The 13,267-nt window shown below is 65.6% G+C and carries 13 protein-coding genes; all 13 read left to right on the top strand.

Annotation, left to right across the window (positions count from 1 at the left end; genetic code table 11):
- The first annotated feature begins 7 nt into the window (after positions 1-7).
- The 13 genes from ABZ789_RS00675 to ABZ789_RS00615 all read left to right on the top strand — a co-directional run bounded on the left by ABZ789_RS00675 (position 8) and on the right by ABZ789_RS00615 (position 13,259).
- Entirely contained in the window at positions 8-931 is a 924-nt protein-coding gene (locus tag ABZ789_RS00675) for an SDR family NAD(P)-dependent oxidoreductase (RefSeq protein WP_358417449.1), read from the top strand.
- Positions 921-2,627: a thiamine pyrophosphate-binding protein gene (locus ABZ789_RS00670; RefSeq protein WP_358417446.1), complete on the top strand. Its 1,707-nt coding sequence runs from the start codon at positions 921-923 to the stop codon at positions 2,625-2,627. The genes ABZ789_RS00675 and ABZ789_RS00670 overlap by 11 nt, the downstream gene beginning before the upstream one ends.
- A 63-nt stretch (positions 2,628-2,690) precedes the next feature.
- Positions 2,691-4,127 (top strand): aldehyde dehydrogenase family protein, encoded by a 1,437-nt coding sequence (locus tag ABZ789_RS00665; protein WP_358417443.1) that lies wholly within the window; start codon positions 2,691-2,693, stop codon positions 4,125-4,127.
- Entirely contained in the window at positions 4,124-4,672 is a 549-nt protein-coding gene (locus ABZ789_RS00660) for a nuclear transport factor 2 family protein (protein WP_358417440.1), read from the top strand. Before ABZ789_RS00665 ends, ABZ789_RS00660 begins: the two co-directional genes overlap by 4 nt.
- Before the next feature lie 25 nt (positions 4,673-4,697).
- Positions 4,698-5,600, top strand: a complete 903-nt coding sequence (locus tag ABZ789_RS00655; protein ID WP_358417437.1) for an SDR family NAD(P)-dependent oxidoreductase — start codon at positions 4,698-4,700, stop codon at positions 5,598-5,600.
- Positions 5,597-6,166, top strand: a complete 570-nt coding sequence (locus tag ABZ789_RS00650; RefSeq protein ID WP_358417434.1) for a nuclear transport factor 2 family protein — start codon at positions 5,597-5,599, stop codon at positions 6,164-6,166. Before ABZ789_RS00655 ends, ABZ789_RS00650 begins: the two co-directional genes overlap by 4 nt.
- Positions 6,167-6,232: 66 nt before the next feature.
- On the top strand, positions 6,233-7,066 hold the full coding sequence (locus tag ABZ789_RS00645; protein WP_358417431.1) for a TauD/TfdA family dioxygenase: 834 nt from the start codon (positions 6,233-6,235) through the stop codon (positions 7,064-7,066).
- Positions 7,063-7,806 (top strand): 3-oxoacyl-ACP reductase FabG, encoded by a 744-nt coding sequence (gene fabG, locus ABZ789_RS00640; RefSeq protein ID WP_358417429.1) that lies wholly within the window; start codon positions 7,063-7,065, stop codon positions 7,804-7,806. The genes ABZ789_RS00645 and fabG overlap by 4 nt, the downstream gene beginning before the upstream one ends.
- 43 nt (positions 7,807-7,849) lie before the next feature.
- Entirely contained in the window at positions 7,850-8,467 is a 618-nt protein-coding gene (locus ABZ789_RS00635; RefSeq protein WP_358417426.1) for a carboxymuconolactone decarboxylase family protein, read from the top strand.
- A gap of 7 nt (positions 8,468-8,474) precedes the next feature.
- Positions 8,475-9,707 carry an ABC transporter substrate-binding protein gene (locus ABZ789_RS00630; RefSeq protein ID WP_358417423.1) on the top strand — a complete coding sequence of 411 codons (1,233 nt, stop codon included), beginning with the start codon at positions 8,475-8,477 and terminating at the stop codon, positions 9,705-9,707.
- A gap of 16 nt (positions 9,708-9,723) precedes the next feature.
- Positions 9,724-11,742 (top strand): ABC transporter permease, encoded by a 2,019-nt coding sequence (locus tag ABZ789_RS00625; RefSeq protein ID WP_358417421.1) that lies wholly within the window; start codon positions 9,724-9,726, stop codon positions 11,740-11,742.
- Positions 11,732-12,535: an ABC transporter ATP-binding protein gene (locus ABZ789_RS00620; RefSeq protein ID WP_358417418.1), complete on the top strand. Its 804-nt coding sequence runs from the start codon at positions 11,732-11,734 to the stop codon at positions 12,533-12,535. Before ABZ789_RS00625 ends, ABZ789_RS00620 begins: the two co-directional genes overlap by 11 nt.
- Positions 12,528-13,259, top strand: a complete 732-nt coding sequence (locus tag ABZ789_RS00615; protein WP_358417415.1) for an ABC transporter ATP-binding protein — start codon at positions 12,528-12,530, stop codon at positions 13,257-13,259. Before ABZ789_RS00620 ends, ABZ789_RS00615 begins: the two co-directional genes overlap by 8 nt.
- Positions 13,260-13,267: the final 8 nt, after the last annotated feature.

The raw sequence follows: 13,267 nt of genomic DNA, 5'->3' as shown, positions 1-13,267 counted from the left end.
GTGTCCGATGTCTGACCTGCGATTCGACGGTCGCGTCGCCGTGATCACCGGCGCCGGCAGGGGATTGGGGCGCGACTACGCGCTCCTGCTCGCCTCCCGAGGCGCCAAGGTCGTCGTCGACGACCCGGGCGCCGCCATCGACGGCGAGAACGTGGATTCAGGACCGGCAGAGGAAGTGGTCCGCGAGATCCGGGCTGCCGGCGGCGAAGCTGTCGCCTGCATCGAGTCCGTCGCGACCGCCGAAGGCGGCCGGGCAATCGTCCAGACGGCACTGGACAACTACGGACGCATCGACATCCTCGTCCACAACGCCGGAAACAATCGCTATGCGCCGTTGTCGCAGATGTCGTACGACGATTTCGACGCCGTGCTCGATGTCCATCTGCGTGGGGCCTTTCACGTCGTGCGTCCGGCATTTCCCCTCATGTGTGAAGCCGGATACGGACGGATCGTACTGACCTCGTCGATCGGCGGCATCTACGGCAACGCGAGGGTCGCCAACTACGCCGCGTCGAAAGCCGGGATGATCGGCCTGTCCAATGTGGCCGCGATCGAAGGTGCGGACCACGGGGTGCGGTCCAACGTCATCATCCCGGCAGCTCTGACGAGGCTGGCCGATGGTCTCGACACCTCTGCGTATCCCCCGATGGGACCGGAACTCGCTGCGCCGGTGGTCGGCTGGCTCGCCCACGAGTCGTGCTCGGTGACCGGCGAGATGTTCGCCGCGATCGCCGGCCGGGTAGCGAAGGTTTTCGTCGCCGAAACCCCCGGCGTGTACCGGCCGTCCTGGTCGATCAGCGACGTTGCCGACAACATCGACGTCATCCGGGACACCAGCGATCCGTGGATCCTCCCGGCTGTCTCCGGCCACGTCGACCACATCACCAAGAGCTTTGCGATAGCCAGAGAGGGCAGCACGCATGTCGGTTAAGGTTTACGAGCGCATCTTGGATCTCTTCGAAGCAGAGGGCATCAACACCCTGTTCGGAATTCCCGATCCGAACTTCGTCCACCTGTTCCACCTCGCGGAGGAACGTGGCTGGAACGTCGTTGCGCCGCACCACGAAGAGTCTGCGGGCTTCATGGCCGAAGCCGTATCCCGCATGACGGGCAAGGCCGCACTGTGCATCGGCACCCTCGGGCCGGGACTCGCAAACCTCGCAGGTGCCATCATGTGCGCCAAGGTCGAGAACTCTCCGGTGATCTTCCTGGGCGGGCAGCGCGCCCGGATCACCGAGCAGCGCGTCCGGCGCGGACGCATCCAGTTCGTGCAGCAGATGGCGCTGGTCGAAAACTCCGTCAAGTACAGCGCCAGCATCGAGTACGCGGAGCAAACGGACGAGATCATCCGCGAAGGCTTGCGCAAGGCACTCTCGGGCACCCCCGGACCCGTGTACATCGAGTACCCCCAGCACGTCATCCAGGAAGAACTCGACGTTCCTCCTGTTCTCCCGCCCGAGGCCTACCGCCTCGTCGGCCAGACCGCCGGCGCTGACCTCGTCGCCAAGGCTTCCGAATTGATCACTGCCGCAAAGCAGCCCATTCTCCTCGTCGGTCACGGCGTCCACACCTCCCGCGCGGGCGCCTCCGTGAAAGCGCTGGCCGACCTGATGGCATGCCCGGTCATCCAGACCTCGGGCGGCACGTCCTACATCGACGGGCTCGAAGACCGGACCTTCCCGTACGGCTTCTCGGCCGCCGCGATCGACGCGGTCGTCAAGTCCGACCTGTGCCTGGCGATCGGCACCGAACTCGGTGAGCCCGTCCACTTCGGGCGTGGACGGCACTGGGTGGCCAACGAAGCGAACCGGAACTGGATCCTCGTCGAGCAGGACCCTTCGGCCATCGGAGTGAACCGCCCGATCGATGTTCCGCTGGTAGGTGACCTGCGGGCGATCGTGCCCCAGCTCGTCGACGCGCTGAAGGACTCCCCGCGCACCCCGTCGCCGGAGCTCGAGGGCTGGATCAAGCAGGACGCCGATCAGTTGGCGGAGCTCGCGGAGACGGCACCGTCCGGAATGTCCCCCGTGCACCCGGCCCGCCTGATCGTCGAGGCGACCAAGGCATTCCCGGAAGACGGCATCATGGTCCGCGACGGCGGTGCCACGACCATCTTCGGCTGGACGTACTCACAGGCGAAGCCGCACGACGTTATGTGGAACCAGAACTTCGGCCATCTCGGCACCGGTCTCCCCTACGCCGTCGGCGCGGGGGTCGCGACCGGAGGCAAACGGCCGATGATGCTCATCACCGGTGATTCGTCGTTCCAGTTCCACATCGCCGAGTTGGAAACGGCTGCGCGCCTCGGCCTCCCCCTGGTCTGTGTCGTCGCGGTCGACTACGCGTGGGGCCTGGAGGTCGGTGTCTACAAACGCACCTACGGTCACGGATCGCTGGAAACCGGTGTGCATTGGAGCAAGGAAACCCGCTTCGACAAGGTCGCCGAAGGTTTCGGGTGCTACGGCGAGTACGTCGAACGCGACGAAGACATCGCCCCCGCGATCAAGCGCGCTTACGCGAGCGGAAAGCCGGGAGTCATCCACGTGGCGGTCGACCCCAAGGCCAATTCGGAGGAGATGCCGAGCTACGACGAGTTCCGTACCTGGTACGCCGAAGGCCAGCAGTGACAGCGCTTTTCCGGATTCCGACAGTGATATCCGGGGCGAAGAACACGAGAGAATCGGGCAGACATGCGTGAGTATCCGAAATTCTATATCGACGGGCAGTGGACCGATCCTGCACAGTCGCAGACCTTCGAGGTCGTCAATCCGGCCACCGAAGAGGTCGCCGGGCGGGTCGCTCTCGGCTCCGCCGCAGACGTCGACCGAGCGGTCGAAGCCGCCCGTCGCGCCTTTCCCGGTTGGTCCGCGACGAGCCGCGACGAGCGACTGGGTGTGCTCCGCAACGTGCTCGACGTCTACCAGCAGCGGATGGGCGATCTCGCGGCGGCGCTGACCGAGGAGATGGGCGCTCCGAAGGCACTTGCGGGTGGCTTCCAGGTGAACCTGGGGCTCGGGCACCTCACCACCGCGATCGACGTGCTCGAGCACTTCACGTTCGAGGAACAGCGTGGCGGCACCCTGATCGTGAAGGAACCGATCGGTGTCTGCGGCCTGATCACGCCGTGGAACTGGCCGATCAATCAGATCGCGGTGAAGGTCTTCCCCGCCTTGGCCACCGGCTGCACCATGGTGCTCAAACCGTCGGAGCAGTCACCCTTCAGCGGGCAGGTCTTCGCGGAGATCCTGCATGCGGCCGGTGTCCCCGCGGGGGTGTTCAACCTCGTCCAGGGTGACGGTGCCGGCGTCGGCCGGGCCATCTCCGGCCATCCCGGTATCGACATGGTGTCCTTCACCGGGTCGACGCGGGCGGGCGTCGATATTGCCACTGCGGCCGCGCCGGGCGTCAAGCGGGTGACGCAGGAACTCGGCGGCAAGGGCCCGAACATCGTGCTCGACGACGCCGACTTCGCCGCGAACGTCGGTGCGGGCGTCGCCACCATGATGGTCAACTCCGGCCAGACCTGCAGCGCCGGGTCGCGCATGCTCGTTCCCAGCGAGCGCATGGCGGAAGCCATCGACGTCGCGGCGCAGACGCTGTCGCAGATCACCGTGGGTGACCCCGGGGGCGATTTCGCGGTCGGCCCAGTGGTATCCGAGGCACAGTTCGACAAGATCCAGACACTCATCCAGACAGGAATCGACGAGGGCGCCACCCTCGTCGGCGGCGGTGTCGGGCGCCCCGACGGACTGACGGTGGGCTACTTCGTGCGGCCCACCGTCTTCGCCGACGTCAAGAACGACATGACGATCGCGCGTGAAGAGATCTTCGGACCCGTGCTCACGATCCTCGGCTACGACAGCACCGATCACGCGATCGAGATCGCCAACGACACCGACTACGGTCTCGCCGCGTTCGTGGCCGGTGCCGACCTCGAGCAGGCCCGCAGCATCGCGCGCCGAATCCGCGCAGGCAGCATCGCCATCAACGGTGCATTCGATTTCGGCGCACCGTTCGGTGGCTACAAGAAGAGCGGGAACGGGCGTGAATGGGGCGAATTCGGCTTCCACGATTATCTCGAGATCAAGGCCGTACTCGGTTACGCACCCGAAGACGGCACCGAATGAGCGAAGATCCCGACCTCGACGTGCTTCTCGCACATCATAAGGTCCGTGCGCGCATAGTCGAACTCGCACGCGGCGAGGACCGCCGGGACGGTGGGGCCGTCCGCGCCGCCTTCTGGCCGGACGCGACCGTGGATTTCGGCATCTTCGCGGGGTCGTTCGACGAGTACTTCGCTTGGGTCGTCCCGGGTTCACCCGCCGTTCTGGTGACACAGCATCTGCTCGGTCAGACCCACATCGAACCGGCAGGTAATGCGTTGCTCGCCGAAACGCATGTCGTCGCCTACCACCGCGTCGACACGGGCACCGAGGAATGCGACACCGTCCTCGGTGGCCGGTACCTCGATCGATTCGAGGCGCGCGACGGGCAGTGGCGGATCGCGGAACGCACGATGCTCTACGACTGGTTCCGCGACGACGGCGTCTCGGTCGACTGGTCGCAGGGCGTCATGGGCACGCCGTTTCGCGACGGCCGGTTCACGGGCAAGGCCGTCGGAGACCACAGCGAAACGTTCTTCGCCGCCGGTGACCTGGCCGCACGGAAGTAACCCGCTTCGGCAGGAAGGAGTTCGAATGGGTGCGTTGTCGGGCAGGATCGCCGTCGTCACCGGCGCCAGCCGCGGTATAGGCAAAGGTATCGCCCTGGCACTGGCGGAACAGGGAGCCACCGTCTACGTCAGCGGTCGTACGAAGACGCCCGGCACGCACCCACTCCCGGGCACCATCGGAGAAACCGCGGCCGAGTGTGATCGCCGTGGAGGCCAGGGCATCGCCGTCCAGGTGGACCACGCCGACGACGAGCAGGTCGCCTACCTCTTCGAGCGCGTCGGCGACGAGCAGGGGCGTCTCGACATCCTGGTCAACAACGCGTTCTCCATACCCGACGATCTGACGGACCCCGATCCCTTCTGGGAGAAGCCGTTGTCGAACTGGGAGATGGTGGATGTGGGGGTGCGATCGAACTTCGTGGCCGCCCGGCACGCCGCCGAACTGATGGTTTCCCGACGGTCCGGGCTCATCGTGGCGGTATCCGGCTATACCGGCGTGGCCTACACCTACGGCGTCGTCTTCGGAACCGCCAAGTCCGCGGTGGACCGCATGGCACGCGACATGGCGGTCGAACTGCAACCCCACAACGTGGCCTCGGTCTCGCTCTGGCAGGGCCTGACCTTCACCGAACGCGCAGAACGCAATCTTGCCGACATCCCCGGATTGACGACGGGTTCGGCCACACGCCCGGAAAACGGGTGCTCACCGGAGTTTCCCGGTCGGGTCATCGCGGCTCTGGCGACCGATCCGGCTCTGATGGCGCGGTCCGGTGGCACCTTCATCACTGCCGAACTCGCGCAGCACTACGGAATCGACGACATCGACGGCAGAACGATTCCGTCTCTGCGAGCGACACGCGGCGAACCGATCTGGTCGCCGATCGACCCGGTCCCCTCCTCCCCCCGAATGCAACGGAGTGCACCATGACCACGCCGGTGACAGGACTTTCCGCAGACAGGATCGCCAGGCTCGAGACGGTCCTCGACCGCCAGGACATTCTCGATACGCTCACGCGGTTCAGCCGGGCGATGGATCGTTTCGACCGCGACCTCTTCCTTTCCGCCTTCCACCCCGACGCGACGATTGCCGCAGGCAGCTTCGTCGGCGGCCCGGTGGACCTGTACGACTGGTCCACCGACATGCACGCCCGTGGACAGAAGGCAACCCACCACAATCTGCTCAACCACACGTGCGACATCGACGGCGACACCGCGCACACCGAGACCTATTACCTGTTCGCCGCCCGAAACATCGATGACAGCAACTGGATTGCCGGCGGTCGCTACATCGACCGACTCGAGCGCCGCGACGGCCAGTGGCGTATCGCCCTTCGTACCAACGTGATCGAGTGGTCGGGAATGGTCCCGTCGATGGAACTCCCGTTCGCCGACGTCCCCGACGTCTACGACAACGGTGCTCCCTCCCGCAGTACGAGCGACCCTTCCTACACCCGCCCCTTGACGAACATCCGGCAGTCGAACACACCTGCCTGATACAAGGATTCGTTTTCGACAGCGGTACCTGTCCGCGTACCCGTGATCACGAGCGAGGAATGATAGATGCCCACACTCACGATAGAAGCGCTGAGCGAGAATGTCGGGGCCGAAATTCTCGGCGTCGACGTCGATCGTCTGCTCCACGACGAGGATCTGCCCGGAGCTTGTCTCGAAGCACTCGAGCAGTACGGCGTGCTGCTGTTCCGGGAGTTGCACGCCGACGACGCCGCGCAAGTCGAGTTCGGTCGCAAACTCGGACCCTTACGGAAATTCCCCCATCTACCTCCGGCCGCGGAGGAAGTCATGGAGATCAGTTTCGACCCTGCCAACGGCAATGCGGAGTACCTCGCCGCCAACGTCTTCTGGCATATCGACGGCCTGACCGACGACGTCGCCTCGAAAGCGTCGATGCTCAGCGCCCGTGTGATCCCGGGCGAGGGTGGTGAAACCGAGTTCGCCAGCACGTACGCGGCCTACGACGCACTCTCCGACGACGAGAAGGAGCGCTTCGCCGATCTCCACGCCATCTACACCTTCGAAGCCATCCAGCGGCGGTCGTATCCGAATCCGACGCAGGCGCAACTGGACGAGTGGGCTTCGCGCACGCCACGGGAGCACCCTCTCGTCTGGGAACACGATTCGGGACGCCGGTCACTGGTCATAGGGGCGTTCGCGTCGCACATCGTCGGGATGGACTTCGACGAGGGCCGAGCCCTGCTCGAGGATCTCGAGCAGCGTGCCACCACCCCGGATCGGGTGTATCGGCACGTCTGGTCGGTCGGTGATCTGGTCGTCTGGGACAACCACGGCCTGCTGCACCGAGCCTGTCCCTTCGACCGGTCGCAGCCGCGTGTGATGCACCGCTCGACCATCGCCGGGCGGGAGCCGATCAAATGAGCGACCGCATTGCGATCGTGACAGGCGGAGGCTCCGGCATCGGCCGGGCGATCGGTCTGCGGCTCGCTTCCGACGGAAACATGGTGGCGATCTTCGATCTCGACAGCGATGCGGCAGCCGCCACGGCCGCCACCATCGAAGAGAGCGGAGGGAAAGCCCTCGGCGTCCAGGTCGACGTCACCGACCGTTCGGCGATCGATGCGGGGGTCGCCGAGGTGCGTTCCCGGCTGGGTCGTCCGACCGTGCTGGTGAACAATGCCGGCCTGTCGCTCGACTCGCCCTTCCTCGACATCACGCCCGAGCTGTGGCAGAAATCGTTGGCCGTCAACCTCACCGGAACATTCGACTGCTGTCAGGCGGTCCTGCCGGACATGCTCGACGAGGGATGGGGGCGGATCGTGAACATCTCCTCGTCGAGCGTGCACAGCGGTTCGGCGGGCTTGGCCGGTTACGTCTCGGCCAAATCGGGGGTCGTCGGACTCACCAAGGTGCTCGCACTGGAATTCGGCAAGCACGGTGTCACGGTGAACACCATCCCGCCCGGCTTCATCGACACCCCGATGCTGCGCCGAACCGTCGAGAAGGGATTCGTCGATCTCGACCAGCAGACCGCGAAGACACCGGTCGGACGAATCGGCCGCCCCGAAGATATTGCCGCGACCTGTGCATTCCTGGTCAGCGACGAGGCCGGTTACATCACCGGGCAGGTCATCGGCGTCAACGGTGGCCGCAACACCTGAGACCGGATTGCCGCCCCCTCCCCACGAGCTGCGAAGGAATTCGATGACCACCCGGCTACCACCCGTTCCCGAGACCGAGCGCACACCGGAAATGACCGAGTTCTTCGAGGGTTTCCGCTCCGGGGTCGCCAGCGGCGGCCCCGAGAAGGAACGCGCATCGGGTTCGAATCTGCTCGGCACGCTCGCCCGGTATCCAACGCTGGCCAGAGCTTTCCTCGGCTTCAACACGCACCTTCTGCGGGGCACCTCGTTGTCGGGACGCCTTCGGGAACTGCTGGTACTGCGTGTCGCCGCGATTCGCCGATCCGACTACGAGTGGGCCCAACACGTGATCCTCGCCCGCAAGTTCGGGATCACCGATGATGAGCTCGCGCGGATCTCCGACGCCCCGCACTCGCCGGAGTGGAGCGCAACCGAACGCGCCGTTCTCTCCTCTGTCGACGAACTGCTCGACGACGGGATGATCGCCGACGCCACCTGGCAGATTCTCGCGGGCGAACTCGACGACTGGCAGCTGATGGACCTGGTGTTCACCGTCGGCGCCTACGCGATGCTCGGCATGGCGCTGCGTTCGTTCGGGGTGGAACCCGAAGAAGAACTGCTCCCCCATCTGCCCGTGCGGTCCGACTCGTCCGCCGGCAATCCGACCTCGAGAAAGTGAGCATCCTATGAAGAAGCCGTACGTCGGTGTTCTGGGGGCAGTTGCTGCCCTCGCGCTCACCGCCTGTAGCTCCGGGTCGGAGAACGACTTGTCGGGTACCCGCGCGACGGGCGCACCGATCGTCATCGGCGCGCAGGCACCGATCAAGGGTGCGACCGCCTATCCGCAGACCGCCTACGGACTCGAGGCCGGCGCCTACTACATCAACGAGGTCCTCGGAGGTATCGCCGGACGTCCCGTGGAGGTCGACGTCTGTGGCGGCGACGGAAGTCCGGAAACCGCGATCAACTGCGCGAACGGATTCGTGTCGAAGAAGGTGCCCCTCGTCATCGACGCGGTCGACCAGTCGATGGGTGCGGCCGTGCCGATCCTGGCTGAGGCGAACATTCCGATCATCGGCACACTCGCGGGCTCGTTCGTCGCCGACAGCGCTGAGTACGGTAAGGCGTTCTACTTCACCGGACCTGTGTCGTTCGCAGCGCTGAGCAGCATGTCGGTCCTCGACACGATGGGCAAGACCAAGGCGTCGCTGGCGGTGAACGAGTCCCCCACCTCTCATGCGTACGTCGACGACCTGATCCTGCCGATCGCGGAGCAGATGGGCATCGATGTCAGCGTCCAGTACCCGCCGGCCTCCGGGGCGAACCTCAATGTCGTCGCCGCGACCCAGCTGGCCGACGATCCCGACATCGCAGGAGTTATCGCCCTCCCCGAGGATGCCTGCACCGGGCTGTTCCAGGCCCTCCGCCGACAGGGTTACGACAATTCGATCCTCGCGGGCTCGTGCTCCCAGTTCATCGACGAGATGGGCGCGGACGCGGCCGGGATCGTCACCCAGCCGAGACTGTGGGTGCCACTGGCGAAAGAGGCTGCACCGGAGGAAGTTCGCCGGCAGCTCGAAGAGTTCGAGCAGGCAATGGACGCGGTCGGTTACGGAGACCAGGCGTCGTCACGGTCGCTGTACACATTCGCAGCTCTGGTGAATATCGCAAAAATATTGTCGGAGAACGGATCCGACGACGTGACGTCGGAATCGGTCATCGATGCCTTCTCCTCGCTCAGGGACTTCCCGACCTTCGCCGGACCGAACGCCACGTGCGACGGACAGCAATGGCCCGGAATCGCGACTACCTGCAATGCGCAGGCCATCTTCTTCGAGGTGCAGGAGGACGGCACTCTGCAGCCTGTCGACGAGGCCGGGTACATGGACCTCGACCCGTCGTTGATGCCCGCGTCCTGACGGGCAGGGACACACCATGAGCACCTACCTGCAATTCGTCGTGCTGGGGTTCGGCCTCGGCGCGGTGTACATCGGCCTGGCGAACGGTTTGCTCCTCGTATACCGATCCACCGGCATCATCAACTTCGCACAGGGCGCAATGGCGATGTGGGGCGCATACGTCTTCGCGCAACTACGCAGGGACGGCACCCTCGTCCTGCCTGTCGGGAGCTTCGCATTCGAGAGCAGGCCGTCCGTCCCGGTCGCGTTGTCGATCGGAATGCTGACTGCGGGCCTGTTGGGTGTGGTCACCCATTACCTCGTCTTCCGCCCCATCCGCCGCGCGCCTGCCCTGGCGCAGGTCGTCGTCTCGGTGGCGTTGATGCTGACGATCCAGGCGCTGGTGGTGCTGCGATTCGGGCCGAACAGTATTCCGATCGAGTCGGTCGTACCGGCAGGGACGCTGCAGTTGCTCGGGACATCGGTATCGTCGGCCGAAATCTTCATGGCCGCAATCATGCTCGTGCTCTCGGCTCTGATCTGGGGGTACTTCCGCTTCACTCGGCTCGGCGCGGCGACTCGTGCCGCAGCGGAGAACGAGCGCGGCGCGACGCTCATGGGATTCTCCGCGGACCGGCTCGCTGCGGTCGCGATGGTGATGGCCACGGTCGTCAGCACCGCGGGAGTCGTACTCGGCGCCGGCCTGACCGGGTTGAGCCCCCTGAACTATTCGTTGCTCGTGGTTCCCGCACTGGCAGTACTGCTCGTCGCCCGCATGACGTCGGTGGCAACGATCGTGGTGGCGGCGCTCGCACTCGGCTCGTTCCAATCGGTGCTCAATCTGCTCACCGGCGAAAGCTGGTGGCCGGTGTGGGCGCAGTCCGGTGTCGATCAGGTGGCGCCGTTCCTCGTCATCATCGTGATCCTGTTCGTCTTCGGCGGACGATTGCCGTCCCGCGGGTCGCTGCAGACGGTGAAGCTTCCCGACGTGCAGATTCCCCGATTCCGTCCGGTCCCCGCCGCGCTTCTGGTTGCCGGCACCGCCGCCGCTCTGGTTCTCACCTCCGGCACCTATCGATTCGGCGTGACCTACTCGATCATCCTGATGCTGCTGGCCTTGTCGTACGTGGTGATCACGGGCTATCTCGGACAGATCTCGCTGGCGCAGGCGGCATTCGCGGGCGCCGCCGGTTTCACACTTTCGAAGGTGACCACCGAGTGGTCGATGCCGTTTCCGCTGTCGTTGCTGTTCTGCGCGCTCGTCGCCGCCCTTCTGGGCATGGTTGTGGCATTGCCGGCCTTCCGTATTCGCGGCGCGCAGCTCGCGATCGTCACCATCGCCGCGGCTCTGGCCATCGAACGTTTCGTGTTCGACAACTACAGTCTCACACCACCTTCGGGTAATCCGATCGCGAGCCCGAGCCTGTTCGGCCTGAACCTCGGAGTACGCGAGGGCAGCGACATCGCACGCCTGGCGTTCTCACTCACGGTGCTCGCCGTGGCCGCGATCGTCGTATGGGCGTTCGTCCGGCTCGCTTCGGGCGATACGGGACGTACCTTCCTGGCGGTGCGCGCCAATGAACGAGCCGCCGCAGCGGCCGGCATCGACGTCCGTCGTACCAAGTTGATCGGGTTCGGGGTGTCGGCGTTCATCGCGGGTGTCGCCGGGTGTCTCATCGGATACAGCGCGGGCCAGCTCTCCGCCGAGTCGTTCACCGTGTTCGTCGGGCTGCAAGTGCTGGCCGTGGCGTATCTGGGCGGGATCACCTCATTCACCGGGGCGGCGATCGCAGGCGTCATCGGGCCTCTCGGAATCGTGTACATCGTGCTGCACAACGCGTTCGACCTCGGCGACTACTATCCGCTGATCTCCGGGCTCGCCCTGATCCTCACGGCCATCGTCAACCCTGTCGGAATAGCCGGTGAGGCAGGTCGTCTCGCAGATTCGATCCGCGCACGACGAGCCGCATCCGTCTCCCGGGGACCAGTGAGCGACGAACCCCCGTCGACCGTGAACGACACGACTCGGAAGGCGGCAGTGACCGATGCCCGATGAAACGCACACGCCGGCCGATGCCTCTGCACCCGCAGGGACGGGCCTCGAAACCCGGCGGCTCACCGTCCGGTACGGAGGCGTCGTCGCGAACGAGGCGATCTCCCTGACGGTGGAGCCCGGCGAGATCGTCGGGCTGATCGGTCCGAATGGAGCGGGTAAGACGACTTTCGTCGACGCCGTTACCGGGTTCACGCCGGCGGAGGGTGACGTGCTGCTCGACGGTGAAAGCCTCACCGGCATGCCCCCGCACCGCCGGCGCCGCGCAGGCTTGTCACGCACCTGGCAGTCGGGCGAACTGTTCCCGAATCTCACCGTGCGACAGAACGTCACGGTCTCGCTGCGGCCCGGCGGTCTCCGGGCCGTCCTCGGCGATCTGTTCGGGCGACACTCGACGGACGTCGACACGATCGTGGACACCACTCTCGAGGCGGTCGGGCTCGCCGGTCTCGGGGCGATGCTCGCACGCGACCTCACCCTCGGCCAACAGAAGCTTGTCGGTGTGGCCCGCGCGCTGGCCGGCACCTGCTCGGTACTCCTGCTCGACGAACCCGCCGCCGGGCTCGACACCCGGGAGAGCACCGCGTTCGCCGACCGCATCCGTGCGGTAGCCGACAGCGGCAGAGGAATCCTGCTCATCGACCACGACATGTCGTTGATCCTGAGCGTGTGCACCCGCCTGTACGTAGTCGAGTTCGGCAAGATCATCTTCTCGGGAACCCCGTCGGAGGCTCGGACGGATCCTGCGGTGGTGGCCGCCTATCTCGGAACCCCCATGGAGCCCATCGATGTCTGAGATCGTGCTCGAGGTCGAGAACCTGTCGTGCGGATACAACGGTATCCCCGTGATCGAAGGCCTCGATCTGTCCGTGGCAGCCGGGGAGGTCGTATCCGTCCTCGGAGCCAACGGAGCAGGGAAAACCACGACGCTGCTCGCGTTCGCAGGACTGCTGCCGCCGATGTCCGGGACCATCCGCGCGCTGGGCGCATCGGTCGATCACCGCGCACCGCATTCCGTCGCCCGCCGGGGAGTCAGACTCGTTCCCGACGATCGTGGACTCTTCCCCTCCATGACCGTGCGCGAACATCTGCGCCTGGCATGCCGGAAACCCGACCACGAACGTGAGAAGGCCGTGCTGGACCGCTTCCCCGCGCTCGCCGGTCTCCGGTCTCGTGCGGTCGGGCTTCTCTCCGGAGGAGAGCAGCAGATGCTGGCGATCGCCGTCGCGCTGTTGGCATCACCCCGTCTTCTCATGGTGGACGAGATGAGCCTGGGGCTGGCGCCGATGGTGGTCGACCGGATCCTGCCCTCGCTCCGAGAACTCGCCCAGGAGGAGGGCATCGCCGTCCTCCTCGTCGAACAGCACGTCGACCTCGCACTCGCGGTGTCCGACCGAGCTCTCGTTCTCGGCCGGGGAAAGGTGCTACTGCAGGGAGATGCCCGCGAACTCGCCGCCGACCGCGATCGTCTCGAAAGTGCCTATTTCGGCACCGTCGGCGCGGAACCCGCAGACGCATAGTCCTCTCG

This window comes from Rhodococcus sp. NPDC047139, assembly GCF_040643435.1.
Classification (GTDB): Bacteria; Actinomycetota; Actinomycetes; order Mycobacteriales; family Mycobacteriaceae; genus Rhodococcus.
This window is presented reverse-complemented; position numbering and strand designations above follow the sequence as displayed.